The 19,215-nt window shown below is 58.7% G+C and carries 18 protein-coding genes; 15 read left to right on the top strand and 3 right to left on the bottom strand.

Features of this window, described 5'->3' with window-relative positions:
• Window positions 1–146: 146 nt before the first annotated feature.
• The 4 genes from trxB to infA all read left to right on the top strand — a co-directional run bounded on the left by trxB (window position 147) and on the right by infA (window position 2,905).
• Window positions 147–1,094 carry a thioredoxin-disulfide reductase gene (gene trxB, locus SM130_RS10420; protein ID WP_102826100.1) on the top strand — a complete coding sequence of 316 codons (948 nt, stop codon included), beginning with the start codon at window positions 147–149 and terminating at the stop codon, window positions 1,092–1,094.
• Window positions 1,095–1,145: 51 nt separating this feature from the next.
• Complete coding sequence (aat, locus tag SM130_RS10415; protein WP_102826146.1) at window positions 1,146–1,826, top strand: leucyl/phenylalanyl-tRNA--protein transferase; 681 nt, start codon at window positions 1,146–1,148, stop codon at window positions 1,824–1,826.
• A gap of 52 nt (window positions 1,827–1,878) precedes the next feature.
• Window positions 1,879–2,586 (top strand): arginyltransferase, encoded by a 708-nt coding sequence (locus SM130_RS10410; protein ID WP_102826101.1) that lies wholly within the window; start codon window positions 1,879–1,881, stop codon window positions 2,584–2,586.
• Window positions 2,587–2,686: 100 nt separating this feature from the next.
• On the top strand, window positions 2,687–2,905 hold the full coding sequence (gene infA, locus SM130_RS10405) for a translation initiation factor IF-1 (protein ID WP_002553999.1): 219 nt from the start codon (window positions 2,687–2,689) through the stop codon (window positions 2,903–2,905).
• Between the two features lie 132 nt (window positions 2,906–3,037).
• On the opposite strand, the gene clpA is transcribed toward infA, so the two are convergent.
• Window positions 3,038–5,308 carry an ATP-dependent Clp protease ATP-binding subunit ClpA gene (clpA, locus tag SM130_RS10400; protein ID WP_102826102.1) on the bottom strand — a complete coding sequence of 757 codons (2,271 nt, stop codon included), beginning with the start codon at window positions 5,306–5,308 and terminating at the stop codon, window positions 3,038–3,040.
• A 29-nt stretch (window positions 5,309–5,337) separates the two neighbouring features.
• On the bottom strand, window positions 5,338–5,700 hold the full coding sequence (gene clpS / locus SM130_RS10395; protein ID WP_102826147.1) for an ATP-dependent Clp protease adapter ClpS: 363 nt from the start codon (window positions 5,698–5,700) through the stop codon (window positions 5,338–5,340).
• Window positions 5,701–5,917: 217 nt separating this feature from the next.
• Between clpS and cspD the strand changes: the two genes are divergently transcribed.
• Window positions 5,918–6,181, top strand: coding sequence for a cold shock domain-containing protein CspD (gene cspD / locus SM130_RS10390; protein WP_102826103.1), 264 nt, complete (start codon window positions 5,918–5,920; stop codon window positions 6,179–6,181).
• 54 nt (window positions 6,182–6,235) lie between these two features.
• Here the strand turns inward: cspD and icd are convergent, their stop codons facing one another.
• A complete protein-coding gene (icd, locus tag SM130_RS10385; protein ID WP_102826104.1) occupies window positions 6,236–7,492 on the bottom strand; it encodes an NADP-dependent isocitrate dehydrogenase in 1,257 nt (418 codons plus the stop codon).
• 360 nt (window positions 7,493–7,852) lie between these two features.
• Here icd and SM130_RS10380 point away from each other — a divergent pair, with 360 nt between their 5' ends.
• The 10 genes from SM130_RS10380 (at window position 7,853) to SM130_RS10335 (ending at window position 19,095) form a co-directional block, all read left to right on the top strand.
• Window positions 7,853–10,081: an NADP-dependent isocitrate dehydrogenase gene (locus tag SM130_RS10380; RefSeq protein ID WP_102826105.1), complete on the top strand. Its 2,229-nt coding sequence runs from the start codon at window positions 7,853–7,855 to the stop codon at window positions 10,079–10,081.
• 102 nt (window positions 10,082–10,183) lie between these two features.
• Window positions 10,184–10,624 (top strand): NUDIX hydrolase, encoded by a 441-nt coding sequence (locus SM130_RS10375; protein WP_102826106.1) that lies wholly within the window; start codon window positions 10,184–10,186, stop codon window positions 10,622–10,624.
• Between the two features lie 68 nt (window positions 10,625–10,692).
• A complete protein-coding gene (gene mnmA, locus SM130_RS10370; protein ID WP_146029753.1) occupies window positions 10,693–11,820 on the top strand; it encodes a tRNA 2-thiouridine(34) synthase MnmA in 1,128 nt (375 codons plus the stop codon).
• The gene (gene hflD / locus SM130_RS10365; RefSeq protein WP_102826108.1) at window positions 11,817–12,455 is read left to right on the top strand and encodes a high frequency lysogenization protein HflD; all 639 of its coding nucleotides are present in this window, start codon (window positions 11,817–11,819) and stop codon (window positions 12,453–12,455) included. Before mnmA ends, hflD begins: the two co-directional genes overlap by 4 nt.
• Window positions 12,456–12,542: 87 nt before the next feature.
• Window positions 12,543–13,913, top strand: coding sequence for an adenylosuccinate lyase (purB, locus tag SM130_RS10360; RefSeq protein ID WP_102826109.1), 1,371 nt, complete (start codon window positions 12,543–12,545; stop codon window positions 13,911–13,913).
• A gap of 76 nt (window positions 13,914–13,989) precedes the next feature.
• On the top strand, window positions 13,990–15,156 hold the full coding sequence (locus SM130_RS10355; protein WP_102826110.1) for a cupin domain-containing protein: 1,167 nt from the start codon (window positions 13,990–13,992) through the stop codon (window positions 15,154–15,156).
• On the top strand, window positions 15,149–15,574 hold the full coding sequence (locus SM130_RS10350) for a GNAT family N-acetyltransferase (protein ID WP_102826111.1): 426 nt from the start codon (window positions 15,149–15,151) through the stop codon (window positions 15,572–15,574). Before SM130_RS10355 ends, SM130_RS10350 begins: the two co-directional genes overlap by 8 nt.
• Window positions 15,575–15,580: 6 nt before the next feature.
• Window positions 15,581–16,210, top strand: coding sequence for a histone acetyltransferase HPA2 (locus SM130_RS10345; protein WP_102826112.1), 630 nt, complete (start codon window positions 15,581–15,583; stop codon window positions 16,208–16,210).
• Window positions 16,207–17,016: a secretin N-terminal domain-containing protein gene (locus SM130_RS10340; protein ID WP_102826113.1), complete on the top strand. Its 810-nt coding sequence runs from the start codon at window positions 16,207–16,209 to the stop codon at window positions 17,014–17,016. The genes SM130_RS10345 and SM130_RS10340 overlap by 4 nt, the downstream gene beginning before the upstream one ends.
• Before the next feature lie 483 nt (window positions 17,017–17,499).
• Entirely contained in the window at window positions 17,500–19,095 is a 1,596-nt protein-coding gene (locus tag SM130_RS10335) for an isocitrate lyase (RefSeq protein WP_102826114.1), read from the top strand.
• The last annotated feature ends 120 nt before the right edge of the window (window positions 19,096–19,215 follow it).

Raw genomic sequence — 19,215 nt, 5'->3', positions numbered from 1 at the left:
CGGGTTTGTCGATTCGATGGCATGCGGGTTCCGCGGCGGCTTGGGCTTTTGCCAATGCTTCGGTGTAGCATAAACGCCCGATTTCCCGGCGCGGCTCGACTGGAGCACGCTTCTCTATTTGCAACAAAGGCTTATGAGGGCTTTTTATGAGTGAAGTCAAGCATTCGCGTCTGATCATCCTCGGCTCGGGCCCGGCCGGTTATACCGCTGCGGTATACGCTGCCCGCGCCAATTTGAAGCCATTGATGATCACTGGCATCCAGCCCGGCGGTCAGCTGACCACCACCACCGAAGTCGACAACTGGCCCGGCGACGTCGAAGGCCTCACCGGCCCCGACCTGATGGTCCGCATGCAGAAGCACGCCGAGCGCTTCGACACCGAGATCGTCTTCGATCACATCCATACCGCAGAGTTGCAGCAGCGTCCGTTCACGCTGCGCGGCGACAGTGGCGTGTATACCTGCGATGCACTGATCATCGCCACCGGCGCCTCGGCGCAGTACCTCGGCCTGCCTTCGGAAGAAGCGTTCGCCGGCCGCGGTGTATCGGCCTGCGCGACCTGCGATGGCTTTTTCTACCGCAACCAGGTGGTCGCGGTGATTGGTGGTGGCAACACCGCTGTCGAGGAAGCGCTGTACCTCTCCAACATCGCGAAGGAAGTCCATCTGGTCCATCGCCGCGACAAGCTGCGCTCGGAGAAGATCCTGCAGGACAAGATCATGGACAAGGCGACCAACGGCAATATCCGTCTGCACTGGAATCACACCCTCGAAGAAGTACTCGGCGACGCCAGTGGCGTTACCGGCGTGCGTCTGAAAAGCACCCTCACCGGCGAAGAAAATCAACTCGACCTCGCCGGCGTGTTCATTGCCATCGGCCACAAACCGAACACCGACCTGTTCCAGGGTCAGCTGGACATGAAGGACGGTTACCTGAAGATCAGGGGCGGCGGCGAAGGCGATGCCACCTGCACCAGCATTCCCGGAGTCTTCGCCGCTGGCGATGTGGCTGACCATGTCTATCGCCAGGCAATCACCTCTGCCGGCGCTGGCTGCATGGCTGCCCTGGACGCCGAAAAGTACCTAGATAACTGATCAAGCGGCGGGCCCCGGCCCGCCCTCCCCTTTTTGTATCTGCGTGGCGATATGCTCACCTGGCTGAAGCGCGACGACCTCGAATTCCCTCCTCTCGAAACGGCTCTGCATGAACCCAACGGCCTTCTGGCGGCCGGCGGCGATCTGAGCGTCGATCGGCTGTTGGCGGCCTATCGACATGGCTGCTTCCCGTGGTACCAGGACGGCCAACCACTGCTGTGGTGGTCCCCCAACCCTCGCACCGTGCTCTACCCGAACGAACTGCATGTCTCGCGCAGCCTGCGCAAGCGCATTCGCCAGGGCGATTTCCAAGTGACGTTCGACCGAGCCTTCGGCGACGTGATTCAAGGCTGCGCCGGCCCTCGCAGCTATGCAGACGGCACCTGGATAACCACACCTATGCAACGGGCCTACCTCAAGCTGCACGACATGGGCGTTGCGCATTCGGTGGAGGTTTGGCAGAACGGGCAGCTCGTCGGAGGACTCTACGGCTTGGCTATGGGTAGGCTATTTTTCGGCGAGTCGATGTTCAGTCGCGCGACCGATGCGTCCAAGGTCGGCTTTGTCACACTGGTAGAGCGATTACACGCCTGGGACTTTGCCCTGATCGACTGCCAGATGCCAACGCGGCATCTTGAGAGCTTTGGAGCCCGCAGCATTCCACGGGAGGCCTTTGCCGCGGCACTTGCCGAGCATCTGGATCGCCCCGGCGCAGCCGACTGGCGCGCCTAGTCGACTACCGCAAGCTGACCTACACTCAGCTCATGATTTCTGAGAGTTGACCATGACTTCACTGGCTCGCCTCAAGTTCTACGCCACCCAGCCCCATGCGTGCAGCTACCTGCCCGATGAACAGGCCACCACCCTGTTCCTCGACCCCAGTCAGCCAATGGATGCGCACGTGTATGCGGAGCTTTCAGAGATGGGCTTCCGGCGCAGCGGCGACCACCTTTACCGTCCGCACTGCCAGCGCTGCTCGGCCTGCATCCCCGCGCGCATTCCAGTCGACGCACCAGACCTCAGTCGGCAACAGAAGCGGATCCTCAAACGCAACGCAGACCTGGAAGTTCGCTGTGTTCGTCCGTCATTCAGCGAAGAGCTCTATACGCTCTATGCAACCTACATCGAGAAGCGGCACGCGGATGGCGATATGTACCCGCCCAGCCGGGAGCAGTTCAACACCTTCCTGGTGCGCGACCTGCCCTTCTCGCGGTTTTACGAATTCAGACTGGCCGGCAGGCTGCTGGCCGTCGCCGTCACCGATGTGCTACCCAATGGCCTTTCAGCCGTCTACACCTTCTACGACCCCGAAGAAGAACGCCGGAGCCTGGGGCGCTACGCGATCCTTTGGCAGATAGGCGAAGCGGCGCGGCTTGGCTTGAGAGCCGTCTATCTAGGCTATTGGATCAAGAACTGCCGGAAGATGAATTACAAGACCGAATATCGTCCAATCGAACTGCTGGTTAACCAGCGCTGGGTGACGCTTAGCTGAAGTCCTTGGCTCATCGAGTCATTTCGGGCACAATGCTTGCCGCTTTTGCCCGCGCACGCATGCGCCGGGTCACTCATTTGGACACCGAGGACTTTACTGAATGTCGAAAGAAGACAGCTTCGAAATGGAAGGTACTGTCGTCGACACCCTGCCCAACACCATGTTTCGTGTGGAGTTGGAAAATGGGCACGTCGTTACTGCGCACATCTCCGGAAAGATGCGCAAGAACTACATCCGGATTCTTACCGGTGACAAGGTTCGCGTGGAACTGACCCCCTACGATTTGAGCAAGGGTCGCATCACCTACCGCGCCCGCTAAGCGAGTCGCGAGAAAAAATGCCCGGTTCTTACCGGGCTTTTTTGTTATGTCGCATATTTACCTAGCGCACTAGATCGGTTGGCCATAACGAAAACGCCCGGCTAAAAGCCGGGCGCTCGATACAACTGACAGTTACGCCAGCTCGGCAGTGGTCTCGAATTCGAAGAACGGTTCACCGTCGCGAATATCGATATTCACCACCCCGCCATGCTCAGCCAATTCTCCAAACAGGATCTCTTCGGCCAGGGGCCGCTTGATCTTGTCCTGAATCAGCCGCGCCATCGGCCGCGCACCCATCTGCGCGTCATAGCCATGCTCTGCCAGCCAGCTTCGGGCAGCATCCGACACCTCCAGCGTCACATGCTTGTCCTCGAGTTGCGCCTGAAGCTCGATGAGGAACTTATCAACGATACTCTTGATGACTTCGTGACTCAGGCGACCGAACTGAATGATGGTATCCAGACGGTTTCTGAACTCAGGCGTGAAGCTCTTCTTGATGACTTCCATCGCATCGGACGCATGATCCTGCAGCGTAAAGCCAATAGACGCACGCGCTGCTGTTTCCGCACCCGCATTTGTGGTCATGATGATGATCACATTACGGAAGTCAGCTTTACGCCCGTTGTTATCGGTGAGCGTGCCGTGATCCATAACCTGCAGCAGCAGGTTGAAGACCTCCGGATGCGCCTTCTCGATCTCATCCAGCAGCAATACGCAGTGTGGCTGCTTGGTAATAGCCTCAGTCAGCAGGCCACCCTGATCGAACCCGACATAACCCGGAGGCGCGCCGATGAGCCGAGACACAGTATGGCGCTCCATGTATTCGGACATGTCAAAGCGGATCAGCTCAACCCCCAACGCCCGTGCCAACTGGCGTGCAGCCTCGGTTTTGCCTACGCCCGTAGGCCCAGCGAAGAGGAACGAACCAACCGGCTTATCCGGCGCCTTGAGGCCTGCGCGGGAAAGCTTGATCGCGGTAGCCAGTGAATCGATTGCGTCGTCCTGCCCGAAAACCGTGAGCTTGAGATCGCGCTCGAGGTTGCGCAGCAATTCCTTATCGGAGCTGCTGACATGCTTCGGAGGAATCCGTGCAATCTTTGCAACGATATCTTCGACCTGCTCGACATCAATGCATTTGACCCGTTGATCCTCAGGCTGCAAACGCTGGTAAGCCCCAGCTTCATCAATGACGTCAATCGCCTTGTCAGGCATATGGCGATCATTGATATAACGCGACGCCAATTCAGCCGCGGCACGAAGCGCCTCGTCGCTGTATTCAATGTTGTGATGCTGCTCGAAGCGCCCCTTCAGGCCGCGCAGTATGCCGATTGTGTCTTCGACAGACGGCTCGCTGACATCGACCTTCTGGAAGCGTCGCGCGAGCGCGCGATCCTTTTCGAAGATTCCACGAAACTCCTGGAAAGTCGTGGAGCCAATGCAGCGGATTTCGCCAGAGGAAAGCAACGGCTTGAGCAGATTGGAAGCATCCATTACCCCGCCCGACGCTGCACCAGCGCCGATGATGGTATGGATCTCATCGATGAAAAGAATCGCATGCGGACGCTTGCGCAGTTCGCCGAGCAACGCCTTGAAGCGCTTCTCGAAGTCGCCCCGGTACTTCGTACCGGCCAGTAGAGCACCCAGATCCAAGGAATAGACGACGCTATCGGCCAGCAGATCCGGGACTTGGTTATCTACGATGCGTTTGGCCAGACCTTCGGCAATAGCGGTCTTGCCAACACCGGCCTCACCGACGAGCAGAGGGTTGTTCTTGCGCCGGCGCGCGAGGATCTGCGCAACTCGCTCAACTTCGCTCTCACGCCCTACCAGCGGATCGATCCGCCCTTGCCGCGCTAGCTCGTTGAGGTTACTGGCATAGGCATCAAGCGGATTGCTAGACGCGCCCGGCTCGCCGCCGTCTTCGTCCTGCATCTCGGCGTCGCTTTCCGGACCTCCAGCGTTGCCGGGAATCTTGGAAATGCCATGCGCAATGTAATTGACGACATCAATACGCGCCACATTCTGCTGCTTGAGCAGAAAGACAGCCTGGCTCTCCTGCTCGCTGAAGATAGCTACCAGCACGTTAGCGCCAGTGACCTCACGCTTGCCGGAACTCTGGACGTGGAAAACCGCACGCTGCAGAACGCGCTGAAACCCTAGTGTAGGCTGGGTCTCGCGCTCTTCATCGTGCTGTGGAATGAGTGGTGTGGTGGAGTCAATGAATTCCTGCAGATCGTGGCGTAGCTTGTCCAGGCTCGCACCACAGGCCCGCAACACAGTTGCAGCCGCTTCATTGTCCAGTAGGGCCAAAAGGAGGTGTTCAACCGTCATGAATTCATGACGCTTGGTACGTGCCTCTTTGAAAGCCAGATTCAGAGTGACTTCGAGCTCACGGTTCAACATAGCTTCACCTCTTTCCCCAGCAATGGGAGTTAACCGTCCTTCTCGATCTCACAAAGCAGCGGGTGCTGGCATTCCCTTGCATATTGATTCACTTGCATCGCTTTGGTTTCGGCCACGTCACGGGTATATAGCCCGCAGACTGCCTGCCCCTCGGTATGGACGGCCAGCATGATCTTGGTGGCCTGCTCCCTGCTGTGATTGAAAATGCCTTCCAGCACCTCGACGACGAAATCCATCGGCGTGTAGTCATCATTGAACATGACAACTCTATACATCGGTGGTGCCTTCAGCTCCGGCTTGGCCTCCTGAACAGCGAGACCAGACGCGTCGTCTTCGTCCTCTAAAGGCCGATCCTGATTGAATGTTAGTCGAATCTGAGCAAATGCATGCATGCGCATAACGGTTCTAGGTCGTGGCGTGGAGCCAGATAAATATGGACAGCTTCGCAGCCAGCTGACGAGTCGCCTTGACTATCGGCAAAACGGTGATACAAACAGTATGTGCCTACAAGGGCAAACGGGTTGCGCAACATGAGGCCTCGGGCTGCATAAGCGCGGAATGAAATGGATGTTACTCCAGTAATGGACTCCTTTGCAGAGGGATAACAGCATGCTAAGCGGTAAGGTCAAGTGGTTCAACAACGCCAAAGGTTACGGCTTCATCGTAGCAGACGGCGGCGATGAGGACCTGTTCGCCCACTACTCGGCCATCCAGATGGAAGGCTACCGAACTCTGAAAGCTGGGCAAGCAGTCATGTTCAATATCCTGCAGGGTCCGAAAGGCCTTCACGCAATCGACATCAGGCCTCAGCAGGCCCTGTCTGAAGCGACGACCCCTGTAGCTGCCCAAGACGTCTCTACGGTAGACGCCTGACGCTTCATGAAACAAAAAAGCCGATCAGATGATCGGCTTTTTTTCATCGCCCAGTTACATATGGCTGATCATCGCGTCGCCGAATTGCGAGCAGGACATCAGCTTAGCGCCGTCCATCAAACGCTCGAAATCGTAGGTCACGGTCTTGGCTGCGATCGCGCTTTCGGTCGATTTGATGATTAGGTCAGCAGCTTCTACCCAGCCCATGTGACGCAGCATCATCTCGGCGGAAAGAATCAAAGAACCTGGGTTGACCTTGTCCTGACCGGCGTATTTCGGCGCGGTGCCGTGCGTCGCTTCGAACATGGCAATGGTGTCAGACAGGTTCGCTCCCGGAGCAATACCGATACCACCCACCTCGGCAGCCAGAGCATCTGACAGATAGTCACCATTTAGGTTGAGCGTGGCGATTACATCGTACTCAGCCGGTCGTAGCAAAATCTGTTGCAGCATGGCATCAGCAATAGCGTCCTTAACGACGACGTTCTTGCCGGTATTCGGGTTCTTGAATTGCATCCATGGGCCACCGTCCAGCAACTCAGCGCCGAACTCATCGCGCGCTACCTCGTAGCCCCACTCCTTGAAGGCACCTTCGGTGAACTTCATGATGTTGCCTTTGTGAACGATGGTGACCGAGCTACGGTCATTGTCGACGGCGTATTGCAGGGCCTTACGAACCAGTCGCTTGGTGCCTTCAAGGGAAACCGGCTTGACGCCAATGCCACAATTTTCAGTGAAGCGGATCTTCTTGACACCCATTTCCTCGGTGAGGAACTTGATGACTTTTTCTGCTTCTGGGGAACCCGCCTTCCACTCGACACCAGCATAGATGTCTTCAGAGTTCTCGCGGAAGATCACCATATCCACATCGCCCGGCTTCTTGACCGGACTCGGCACGCCTGTGAACCAGCGAACCGGGCGCTGACATACGTAAAGATCGAGTTCCTGACGCAGCGCAACGTTCAACGAGCGGATACCGCCACCAACTGGGGTCGTCAGCGGGCCTTTGATTGACACCACGTAATCGCGGACCGCTTCCAGGGTTTCCTTCGGCAACCAGGTGTCCTGATCGTAGACCTGCGTCGCCTTCTCGCCTGCGTAGATTTCCATCCAGGCAATCTTGCGTTGGCCGCCATAGGCCTTCTGAACAGCCGCATCCACGACCTTGATCATCACCGGGCTGATATCGACACCGATACCGTCCCCCTCTATATAAGGAATGATCGGATTATTGGGGACGTTCAGGGTGTTATCGGCATTAACGGTAATTTTGTCACCGCTGGATGGCACCTGGATCTTTTGGTATCCCATGCTGGACTCCGTCTTCGTGGTTAGACATCGATCGTCGTTTGAGGGTAACCCACTCGAATCGCCTGAAACTACATGTTCGTTCGTCGTATGCGCAATGCCGTTCTGCCAGAGGGTGGCTCAATGGTATACTTCCCGGATGACTAACAAGTCATAAGGGACGAGCCTGTCTTGTACAAGACCCGCCTCTTGAAACCACTGAGTTGCTACCGCGGCTCTTCGGTTCAAATGCTCGACACTCTATTGGTGCATCCATCATCACCGCGGCGAATCCCCTTCTGGTTCATCTAGACGGAGACCAGAGCGCCTACCCGGCGCACTCGGGATTCTGTGCACGCCCAGCAAGAAGAGAGTTAACGCTAAATGTCCACCCCCTCGAAGATCATCTATACCTTCACCGACGAAGCTCCAGCCCTGGCCACCTATTCGCTTCTTCCAATTGTAGAAGCCTTCGCAGCCTCCGCTGACATAGCCGTCGAAACACGCGACATCTCTCTTGCAGGGCGCATTCTTGCGAGCTTTGCCGACCAACTGGAAGCGGAAAAGAAAGTCGACGACGACCTGGCCAAGCTGGCCGAGCTGACAGTCCAGCCGGATGCCAACATCATCAAGCTGCCGAACATCAGCGCCTCCGTACCGCAGCTCAAGGCAGCCATCGCCGAGCTGCAAGCCCTCGGCTTCGGCATCCCCAACTTCCCGGAAGATCCGCAAACCGAAGCGGAGAAAGACGTGCGCGCTCGTTACAGCAAGGTCCTCGGCAGCGCCGTGAACCCTGTACTGCGTGAAGGCAACTCTGATCGCCGCGCGCCAGCCGCCGTCAAAGCCTATGCCCGCAAGCACCCGCATTCCATGGGCAAGTGGAGCAAGGCTTCGCAGTCCCACGCCGACTACATGCGCGGCGGCGACTTCTTCTCCAGCGAACAGTCCGTCACCATGGACAAAGCCGGTGACGTGCGCATCGAGTTCGTCGGCAAGGACGGCAAGGTCGAAGTCAAGAAGCAGCTCGCCCTACAAGAAGGCGAAGTACTCGACGGCATGTTCATGAGCTGCAACAAGCTGCGTGCGTTCTTCGAAGAAACGCTGCAGGACTGCAAAGAGACCAACGTGATGTGGTCGCTGCACGTCAAGGCCACCATGATGAAGATCTCGCACCCGATCGTCTTTGGCCATGCGGTCAGCGTTTACTACAAGGACGTGTTCGACAAGTACGGCGAGCTATTCAAAGAGCTGGGCGTCAACCCGAACAACGGCATCAGCAGCGTCTACGACAAGATCAAGTCCCTGCCCGCTTCGCAGCAGGAAGAAATCCTGCACGATATCCATGAGGTCTACAGCCACCGCCCGGAAATGGCGATGGTCGATTCGGTCAAGGGCATTACCAACCTGCACATCCCGAGCGACGTAATCGTCGACGCCTCGATGCCGGCAATGATCCGCAACTCTGGTCAGATGTGGGGCAAAGACGGCAAGCAGAAGGACACCAAGGCGGTGATGCCGGAAAGCACCTACGCCCGCATCTATCAAGAGATGATCAACTTCTGCAAAACCAACGGCGCTTTCGATCCGGTCACCATGGGCAGCGTGCCGAACGTTGGCCTGATGGCACAGAAGGCCGAGGAATACGGCTCGCATGACAAGACCTTTGAGATGCAGGCCGACGGCACCATGCGCGTAGTCTTGGCCGATGGCACCGTGTTGATGCAGCATGAAGTCGAGAAAGGCGATATCTGGCGCGCCTGTCAGACCAAGGACGCCCCGATCCGCGACTGGGTCAAGCTGGCCGTCACCCGTGCTCGCCAGTCGGACACTCCGGCGATCTTCTGGCTTGACCCGGAGCGCGCCCACGATCTTCAGCTGCAGAAGAAAGTAGAAGCCTATCTTCAGGATCACGACCTGAGCGGCCTGGACATCCGCATCATGGGTTACAACGAAGCCATTCGCGTCAGCATGGAGCGCATGATCCGCGGTCAGGACACTATTTCGGTGACCGGCAATGTGCTGCGCGACTACCTGACCGACCTGTTCCCGATCATGGAGTTGGGCACCTCGGCGAAGATGCTCTCCATCGTTCCGCTGATGGCGGGCGGCGGAATGTACGAAACCGGTGCGGGCGGCTCCGCACCGAAGCACGTACAGCAGCTGGTCGAAGAAAACTACCTGCGCTGGGACTCGCTCGGCGAGTTTCTGGCGATAGCGGTTTCTCTGGAAGAAACAGGTATCAAGACCGGCAACAACAAGGCCAAGATCCTTGGCAAGACGCTCGATCAGGCAACCGGCAAGCTGTTGGACAACAACAAGTCCCCGGCCCGCAAAGTTGGTCAGCTGGACAACCGTGGCAGCCACTTCTACCTGGCGCTCTACTGGGCCCAGGCCCTTGCCGCGCAGGACGAAGACGCCGAACTGAAGGCCCACTTCACTCCAATGGCCAAGCAGTTGACCGAACAGGAAGCGACCATTGTCGCCGAACTGGCTGAGGTGCAGGGCAAGCCGGTAGATATCGGTGGTTACTACCGTTCCAATCCGGAACTGACCAGCAAGGTCATGCGCCCAAGCGCGACCTTCAACGCGACGCTGGCTGCGCTGAACGCCTGAGTCACGCCTGAGCGTTACACGAGCCCCGGCCTAGTGCCGGGGTTCGTGCTTTCTGGGCGGAAGTGGCTGCTATCATCCCGTCAATTACACGAGGCAGCTCCTATGGATTGGCAACCACACATCACCGTCGCAACCGTGATCGAAAACCAGGGCCGCTTCCTATTGGTAGAAGAACTCAAGGCCGGCCGGTTGGTACTTAATCAGCCTGCCGGCCATCTGGAAGCCAACGAGAATCTGCGCGAGGCCGCGGTACGGGAAACGCTGGAAGAAACCGGCTGGGAGGTCGAGCTCACGGGCGTCGTCGGTATCTACCTATACACGGCTCCGAGTAATGGCGTGACCTATCAGCGCGTGTGCTTCGCTGCCAAAGCCCTGCGGCATGACCCACAGCGCACGCTCGATGACGGCATCGTCGCGGCTCTATGGCTGAGCCGTGAAGAGCTGGCTGAGCAGCCTGAACGCTGGCGTAGCGAGCTGGTACCCCGCTGCATCGATGACTACCTGGAGGGCCCGCTGCATTCGCTTGACGTGATTCGCAACTGATCACGGCTTCGTCAGCCAGCGGCAGCCTGTTAGAATTCCGCCCCCTTGCAGAACCTCAGTGTATTCCCATGTCTGTAACGCCCTTAACCGCCCCGGAAAAAACTCGCGTAATCGTCGGCATGTCCGGCGGAGTGGACTCTTCCGTTTCGGCCCTTCTGCTTCTCGAGCAGGGCTATCAGGTCGAAGGCCTGTTTATGAAGAACTGGGAAGAGGACGACGGCACGGAATACTGCACCGCCAAGGAGGACCTGGCCGATGCCCAAGCCGTCTGCGACCGGATCGGCATCAAGCTGCACACAGCCAACTTCGCCGCAGAGTACTGGGATAACGTCTTCGAACACTTCCTTGCCGAGTACAAGGCTGGGCGGACACCTAATCCGGACATCCTTTGCAATCGCGAAATCAAATTCAAGGCATTCCTCGAATACGCACTGATGCTCGGGGCTGACCTGATCGCTACCGGCCATTATGTGCGGCGCAGGGACCTGAATGGGCGCAGCGAGCTGCTCAAAGGGCTGGACCCGAACAAGGACCAGAGCTACTTCCTCCATGCGGTTGGCGGCGACCAGCTGAGCAAGACGCTGTTTCCAGTTGGCGAACTGGAAAAGCCCGAAGTACGCGCAATCGCAGAAAAGTACGACCTCGCCACGGCGAAAAAGAAGGATTCCACTGGTATCTGCTTCATCGGCGAGCGACGCTTCAGTGACTTTCTCAAACAGTACCTACCGGCGCAGCCGGGCAACATCGAAACCATTGACGGCGAAGTGATCGGCCGCCACCACGGCCTCATGTATCACACCATCGGGCAGCGTCAGGGCCTGGGCATAGGCGGCCTGAAAGATGCCTCGGACGAGCCGTGGTACGTCCTGAGCAAGGACCTGCAGCGCAATGTACTGGTGGTCGGCCAGGGCAATGATCATCCGTGGCTGTTTTCCCGCGCCCTACTGGCATCCGATATCTACTGGGTGAACCCCATCGACCTCAGCGCCCCGCTCAAGCTGACCGCCAAGGTTCGCTATCGTCAGGGCGATCAAGCCTGCACACTGGAAAAAACAGCGAATGGTTATCGCGCGCTGTTCGAAGCGCCGCAGCGGGCCGTGACGCCTGGCCAGTCGGTCGTGTTCTACGACGGCGATGTGTGCCTGGGTGGCGGCGTGATCGAACAGGCCGAACCTTGGTTCGAGGGCCGCCCATGAAGTCCGTGGACGAGCAGCTCATCGCACTCGGCGCAGTTTTCGAAGCCGCAACGCTGGTGGATCGCATCGCTCGCACCGGTCAGCTGCCGAACGCCTCGCTCGGCTGCATGCTCGGCAGCCTGCTGGCACGCAACCCGCAAACCACGCTGGAAATCTACGGCGGCGATGATCTCAACCTGCGTGACGGCTACCGCGCACTGGTTGGCGCACTGGAGCGCGACAGCAGCACGCTGCAGCGAGAACCACTGCGTTATGCGCTGGCGATGATCGGCCTGGAACGCCAACTGGACAAGCGCGATGACATGCTCCAGGTCATCGGCAGCCGGCTGGACCAGATTCAGCAGCAAGTCGAGCATTTCGGCATTACCCACGAAAATGTCGTCGCCTCGTTCGGTGGCCTGTACCAAGACACCTTGAGCACCTTCCGTCAGCGCATCCAGGTCCAGGGCGACATGCGCCACCTGCAGCAAACCGATAATGCTGCCAAGATTCGCGCCCTGCTGCTGTCCGGCATCCGTTCGGCGCGCCTCTGGCGCCAGCTCGGCGGGCATCGCTGGCAGCTGATCTTCAGCCGTCGCAAACTGCTCGACGCGCTCTATCCGCGCGTTCGCTCCACCCAGAGCGAAGACCATTAACCGCAGCGAATGTGCCGGGCTCAGCCGGTGCATTCGTGTATAATCTGCGCCCTCTTTTCGTTGCCTGACTGTCCGAGAATGCCCTCTATGCAGCTTTCCTCGCTCACGGCGGTTTCCCCCGTCGATGGCCGCTACGCCGGCAAAACCAGCGCCCTGCGCCCGATCTTCAGCGAATTCGGCCTGATCCGCTGCCGTGTTCAGGTAGAAGTCCGCTGGCTTCAGCGCCTCGCTGCTCACCCAGGCATTCCGGAAGTCCCCGCCTTCTCCTCCGAAGCCAACGCCGCGCTGAATCAGCTGGCCGAGAACTTCCAGCTCGAACATGCCGAGCGCGTCAAGGAGTTCGAGCGCACCACCAACCATGACGTCAAAGCGGTTGAATACCTGCTCAAGGAACAGGCCAAGCAGCTGCCCGAACTGGCCAAGGTCAACGAGTTCATTCACTTCGCCTGTACTAGCGAAGACATCAACAACCTGTCTCACGCGCTGATGCTGCGCGAAGGTCGCGACAGCGTCCTGCTGCCGCTGATGCGCCAGATTGCCGAATCGATCCGCAGCCTGGCTGTGCAGTTCGCCGACGTACCGATGCTTTCGCGAACCCATGGCCAACCTGCGTCGCCGACCACCCTCGGCAAGGAACTGGCGAACGTCGTATACCGCCTGGAGCGTCAGATTGTGCAGGTCGCAGCCGTTCCGCTGCTGGGCAAGATCAACGGCGCCGTAGGCAATTACAACGCCCACCTGAGCGCCTATCCGGATATCGACTGGGAAGCCAACGCGCGCGAGTTCATTGAAGGTGACCTCGGCCTGACCTGGAACCCCTACACGACGCAAATCGAGCCGCACGACTATATCGCTGAGCTGTTCGACGCCATTGCACGCTTCAACACCATTCTCATCGACTTCGACCGCGACGTATGGGGCTACATCTCGCTCGGCTACTTCAAGCAGAAGACCGTAGCTGGCGAGATCGGCTCGTCGACCATGCCACATAAGGTCAACCCGATCGATTTCGAAAATTCCGAAGGCAACCTCGGTATCGCCAACGCACTGTTCCAGCATCTGGCGAGCAAGTTGCCGATTTCCCGCTGGCAGCGTGACCTGACTGACTCAACGGTGTTGCGCAACCTAGGCGTCGGCTTTGCCCACAGCGTCATCGCCTATGAGGCCAGCCTCAAGGGTATCGGCAAACTCGAGCTGAACGCAGCCCGCATCGCCGAAGACCTCGACGCCTGCTGGGAAGTGCTGGCGGAACCAGTCCAGACCGTCATGCGCCGCTACGCCGTGGAAAACGCCTACGAAAAGCTCAAAGACCTGACCCGCGGCAAAGGCATCACGCCAGACGCACTGCAAACGTTCATCGACAGCCTCGACATCCCGGCTGAAGCCAAGGCTGAACTGCGCAAGCTGACCCCGGCCAACTACATCGGCAACGCTGTTGCCCAGGCCAAGCGCATCTGAGCAACCCCATGCATGCACGCCCGGCTGTGCCGGGCGTTTTTATTTTCAGCTCTGTATATAGAGCAAGGTGTTACGCATGACTTCTGATATCCCACTTCAAATTCTGGGCGGCATCAGCGCTCGGGAATTTCTGCGCGACTACTGGCAGAAGAAGCCCCTTCTTATCCGCCAGGCCATTCCGGACTTCCACAGCCCCATCTCACCAGACGAGCTGGCCGGGCTTTCTCTGGAAGAAGAAGTCGAATCCCGACTGGTCATCGAGAGCGGCGAAACGCCCTGGGAACTGCGCCGCGGCCCATTTGCCGAGGACACCTATCAGCAACTCCCCGAGCGCGACTGGACCCTTCTGGTGCAAGCCGTGGATCAGCTGGTACCGGACGTTGCCGACTTGATCGAGCACTTTCGTTTCCTGCCCAACTGGCGCATCGACGATGTGATGGTCAGTTACGCCGCACCGGGCGGCGGCGTCGGCCCACATTTCGACAATTACGACGTGTTCCTGCTGCAGGCACATGGACAGCGACGCTGGCGTATCGGGCAGATGTGCGACAGCGATAGCCCGATGCTTGCCCATGGGGATCTACGAATTCTGGCCGACTTCCACGGCACCGACGAATGGGTGCTGGAGCCAGGCGACATGCTGTACCTGCCTCCCCGCCTTGCCCATTTCGGAACCGCAGAAGACGCCTGCATGACCTACTCGGTCGGCTTTCGCGCGCCAAGCGCGGCCGAAGTGCTGACTCACTTCACCGATTTTCTCGCGCAGTTTCTACCGGACGAAGATCGCTACAGTGACGCCGATCTGCAGCCGACCGACGATCCGCATCAGATTCAAAGCGACGCGCTGGATCGCCTGAAAGCACTGCTCGCCGAACATATGAACGATGAGCGCCTACTGCTTACCTGGTTTGGCCAGTTCATGACCGAGCCTCGCTATCCAGAGCGTGTAGAAGGCCCTGGCATCGACGAAGCCGAATTGCTCGCCGCCTTGGAAGATGGCGCCCTGCTGGTCCGCAATCCCGCTGCTCGCTTGGCCTGGAGCGAGGTAGATATCGGACTGCTATTGTTTGCCAGCGGGCAGAGCCGGTTGCTTCCTGCCAGGCTGCGAGAGCTTCTCAAGCTGATCTGCTCGGCTGACGCGCTACATGTTGAAAACGCCGGCGCTTGGCTGAGCGACGAAGAAGGGCGTAGCCTTTTGTGTGAACTGGTCAAACAGGGAAGTCTGGAGTTTGCTGATGAATAGCGTTCAGGTGCGGATCGCCGATTGGCAGCAGGACAACGCCGAATTGCGGCGTATCCGCGAAGCGGTTTTTATTGCCGAGCAGGCGGTTCCACCCGAGCAGGAATGGGATGCCGATGATGCGGAAGCCATTCATTTCCTTGCATTGGAAGGTGACTACCCGATCGGCACCGCCCGCCTACTGGCCGACGGGCAAATCGGACGGGTAGCGGTTCTGCGCGACTGGCGAGGCATGAACGTCGGCGATGCGCTGATGCATGCGGTCATTGCCGAGGCTGAGCATCGCGGTCTCGCGGAACAGAAATTGACCGCTCAGGTTCATGCCACCGCATTTTATGAGCGTCTTGGTTTCGAAGTCGTCAGCGACGAGTTCCTCGAGGCCGGCATTCCCCATGTCGATATGCTCCGCCGCAGCCACTGATCCCACATGAGCAATAGCGCCCCGGACGAACAAGACGATCCGGCCGAACTTCCGGCCATCGACTTCCATTCCCCGGGGCGTTTTACGGTGCATAACCCTCAGGCTGACATCCCCGAGCCCCGAGCATGGGACGCCGCCCCTTTCCAGTTAGGCCAGAACACGGCACTGCACCGTTTCGACAAACCCATCGAGGTTCGACAGCATGCATTGGCCATGCTGCAGCAGACAAAGCGTTGCCTCTGTATCTTCACCACGGATCTCGAGCCCTGGCTGTATCACCACAGCAGCGTCCAACAGGCTTGCACTCGCCTTCTGCTCTCGCATCCGCGCACCCAGCTGCGCATCCTGGTCGCCGATCCGACACGCGCCGTCAGAGAAGGCCACCGTCTCCTGCAGCTAGCCCGTCGACTGACCAGCAACGTGCATATCCGCAAGCTGAATCCCGACCATCCAACGACCAGTGGCGCGTATCTCATTGCTGACGACTGCGGTCTACTGGAAAGGCCCAAGGCTGATCAGTACGCCGGATACGCCCTGTACCGCGACCCCGCTCGAGTGCGCGTGCGCCAGGCGGAATTCGACAAGGCGTGGGATCATGGACTATCGGATGCGAACCTACGGAGCTTTCTGCTATGACCCTTCGTACCTTGCTGTTGGCCGCCTCGCTCAGCCTCTGCCTGCCGCTGCAGGCAGCGACTGAAATCATTCAACTCAACAACCGCATGGCCGAGGATGTGATTCCAGTGGCCGAATCCGTATTGGGCAACCAAGGTCGAGTTACCGCTTACGGCAATCAACTGATCGTCAACGCACCGGACTCGATGATCAGCGAACTGCGCCGGGTGATTGACCAGCTGGATGTCGCGCCGAAGCGTTTGCTTATCAGCGTCGACACGCAAGACTCGGCAAGCAGCAGCGCAGGGGGCTATCAGGTAGATGGAACCATTCGTTCCGGCGATGTGGAATTCGAAACCGGGCGCGGTGAGACAGGCGGTCGCGATCGCGTGCGAATAATCCGTCGCAGCACCAACAGCCGAGATGGCGGCGTTCAGCAAGTGCAGGCCAGCGAAGGTTACCCAGCCCTGATCCAGGTTGGTCAGAGTGTGCCGCTGATGACGCAGGGCACAGACGGTTACGGCCAGATTTACCAGCAGACGCAATATCGTGACGTTCTTCGAGGCTTCTACGCGACGGCCACCGTGCACGGCGACCGCGTACAAATCACCATCAGCAGCACTCGTGATCGGCTCGCGCAGGGCCGCAGCGGCGTGGTCGAAGTGCAGAATGCCGATACCCGAGTCAGCGGCCGGATCGGCGAATGGATCACCATCGGCGGCATCGATGAAAGCGCCAACTCCGAGCAGCGCGGCACGCTACGCCGTTATTCGACGCAAGGTAGCCAGAACCTGTCAATGCGCCTGAAGGTCGACGTTCTGGACTAACGGCAACGCCTGTCTAGACCCCTGACAGGAGAATGTAGTGCCGCAAAAAAAACACTACAAAACGATTGACGATGCCTTTTCAGCGGAGCATTATTGCCCCGCTCCCGCTAACCAGGGGCCCTGGCAAGGGTCTCCGGGGCGTGCTCAAGCCAACCAGCCGAGCCGTTCCGTGACTGCACTGCCCACAAGGCGGACTGACGAGGTTGCGACTGGAACGAGTCGTCCTGAGGGACGGGGTAGCGATTGACGCATCAGCCAGACTGACCGCTTCTCGTTGTTGTAGCGCACACGGCAGCCACGCCGGCTGTGGGCGCAGCAACCGGAACCAGCCCGGCGATCGTATCCCCCCTTCTCTTGGTTCAATCCTCGTCCCGGTCGATATTTCGACGCTCTGCCGCGTGTTGCCCGCAATGATCAGCGATACCACGTAGGTTTCGGTGGGAAAAGTCGGTGCTCAACCACACTCATTTTGAAGGATTGAACATGTCCGCATATCAAGACGACATCAAGGCAGTTGCCGCCCTGAAAGAGCAATACGGCAGCAGCTGGGCCGCCATCAACCCTGAGTCTGTCGCTCGCATGCGCGCCCAGAACCGCTTCAAGACCGGTCTGGAAATTGCTCAGTACACTGCCGACATCATGCGCAAGGACATGGCCGAGTACGACGCCGACTCGTCCGTCTACACGCAGTCCCTCGGTTGCTGGCACGGCTTCATTGGTCAGCAGAAGCTGATCTCTATCAAGAAGCACCTGAAGACCACCAACAAGCGCTACCTTTACCTGTCCGGCTGGATGGTTGCTGCTCTGCGTTCCGACTTCGGCCCGCTGCCGGACCAGTCGATGCACGAGAAGACTGCAGTCTCCGACCTGATCGAAGAGCTGTACACCTTCCTGCGCCAGGCTGACAGCCGCGAGCTGGACCTGCTGTTCACCGCGCTGGACGCTGCTCGTGAAGCAGGCGACACCGCCAAGGCTGCCGATATTCAGTCGCAGATCGACAACTACGAAACCCACATCGTACCGATCATCGCCGACATCGACGCCGGCTTCGGCAACCCGGAAGCGACCTACCTGCTGGCCAAGCGCATGATCGAAGCAGGCGCTTGCTGCATCCAGATCGAAAACCAGGTTTCTGACGAGAAGCAGTGCGGCCACCAAGACGGTAAAGTGACCGTTCCGCACGCTGACTTCCTCGCCAAGATCGCCGCTGTTCGTTACGCCTTCCTTGAGCTGGGCATCGACAACGGCGTGATCGTTGCTCGTACCGACTCCCTGGGTGCCGGCCTGACCAAGCAGATCGCCGTAACCAAAGAGCCGGGCGACCTGGGCGACCTGTACAACTCCTTCCTGGATTGTGAAGAAGTATCCGCTGCCGACCTGAACAACGGTGACGTGGTCCTGAACCGCGAAGGCAAGCTGCTGCGTCCGAAGCGTCTGCCGTCCAACCTGTTCCAGTTCCGCGCTGGCACCGGTGAAGCACGCTGCGTACTGGACTGCATCACCTCGCTGCAGAACGGTGCCGACCTGCTGTGGATCGAAACCGAGAAGCCGCACGTTGGCCAGATTGCTGCCATGGTTGACGAAATCCGCAAGACCATCCCGAACGCCAAGCTGGTTTATAACAACAGCCCGTCGTTCAACTGGACGCTGAACTTCCGTCAGCAGGTATTCGATACGTTCGTTGCCGAAGGCAAGGATGTTTCCGCTTACGACCGCGCCAAGCTGATGAGCGTCGAGTACGACGAAACCGAACTGGCCCAGGTTGCAGACGAGAAGATCCGTACCTTCCAGCGCGACGGTTCGGCTCATGCCGGTATCTTCCACCACCTGATTACCCTGCCGACCTACCACACTGCCGCGCTGTCTACCGACAACCTGGCCAAAGGTTACTTCGCCGACCAGGGCATGCTGGCCTACGTGAAGGGCGTCCAGCGTCAGGAACTGCGTCAGGGTATCGCCTGCGTTCGTCACCAGAACATGGCTGGCTCCGACATCGGCGACAACCACAAGGAGTACTTCGCTGGCGAAGCTGCTCTGAAAGCAAGCGGTAAAGACAACACCATGAACCAGTTCCACTAAGAACAGGTTCGTAGCCTTTACAGCTGCGATGTAGTGAAAAAGCCTCGGCACTTGTGCCGAGGCTTTTTTTTGCCCGAACGAAGCGTGCATGCGCCTGCGCTTCGTCGGGCAAACTCGAAA

This window comes from Stutzerimonas stutzeri (genome assembly GCF_038561965.1).
Classification (GTDB): Bacteria; Pseudomonadota; Gammaproteobacteria; order Pseudomonadales; family Pseudomonadaceae; genus Stutzerimonas; species Stutzerimonas stutzeri_AA.
The sequence above is the reverse complement of the archived record's forward strand: the minus strand, read 5'-3'. Positions and strand labels throughout refer to the sequence as shown.

Coding starts and splice junctions, on each gene's coding strand:
- trxB (WP_102826100.1), top strand. CDS start 147: ATGAGTGAAGTCAAGCATTCGCGTCTGATCATCCTCGGCTCGGGCCCG.
- aat (WP_102826146.1), top strand. CDS start 1,146: ATGCTCACCTGGCTGAAGCGCGACGACCTCGAATTCCCTCCTCTCGAA.
- SM130_RS10410 (WP_102826101.1), top strand. CDS start 1,879: ATGACTTCACTGGCTCGCCTCAAGTTCTACGCCACCCAGCCCCATGCG.
- infA (WP_002553999.1), top strand. CDS start 2,687: ATGTCGAAAGAAGACAGCTTCGAAATGGAAGGTACTGTCGTCGACACC.
- clpA (WP_102826102.1), bottom strand. CDS start 5,308: ATGTTGAACCGTGAGCTCGAAGTCACTCTGAATCTGGCTTTCAAAGAG.
- clpS (WP_102826147.1), bottom strand. CDS start 5,700: ATGCATGCATTTGCTCAGATTCGACTAACATTCAATCAGGATCGGCCT.
- cspD (WP_102826103.1), top strand. CDS start 5,918: ATGCTAAGCGGTAAGGTCAAGTGGTTCAACAACGCCAAAGGTTACGGC.
- icd (WP_102826104.1), bottom strand. CDS start 7,492: ATGGGATACCAAAAGATCCAGGTGCCATCCAGCGGTGACAAAATTACC.
- SM130_RS10380 (WP_102826105.1), top strand. CDS start 7,853: ATGTCCACCCCCTCGAAGATCATCTATACCTTCACCGACGAAGCTCCA.
- SM130_RS10375 (WP_102826106.1), top strand. CDS start 10,184: ATGGATTGGCAACCACACATCACCGTCGCAACCGTGATCGAAAACCAG.
- mnmA (WP_146029753.1), top strand. CDS start 10,693: ATGTCTGTAACGCCCTTAACCGCCCCGGAAAAAACTCGCGTAATCGTC.
- hflD (WP_102826108.1), top strand. CDS start 11,817: ATGAAGTCCGTGGACGAGCAGCTCATCGCACTCGGCGCAGTTTTCGAA.
- purB (WP_102826109.1), top strand. CDS start 12,543: ATGCAGCTTTCCTCGCTCACGGCGGTTTCCCCCGTCGATGGCCGCTAC.
- SM130_RS10355 (WP_102826110.1), top strand. CDS start 13,990: ATGACTTCTGATATCCCACTTCAAATTCTGGGCGGCATCAGCGCTCGG.
- SM130_RS10350 (WP_102826111.1), top strand. CDS start 15,149: ATGAATAGCGTTCAGGTGCGGATCGCCGATTGGCAGCAGGACAACGCC.
- SM130_RS10345 (WP_102826112.1), top strand. CDS start 15,581: ATGAGCAATAGCGCCCCGGACGAACAAGACGATCCGGCCGAACTTCCG.
- SM130_RS10340 (WP_102826113.1), top strand. CDS start 16,207: ATGACCCTTCGTACCTTGCTGTTGGCCGCCTCGCTCAGCCTCTGCCTG.
- SM130_RS10335 (WP_102826114.1), top strand. CDS start 17,500: ATGTCCGCATATCAAGACGACATCAAGGCAGTTGCCGCCCTGAAAGAG.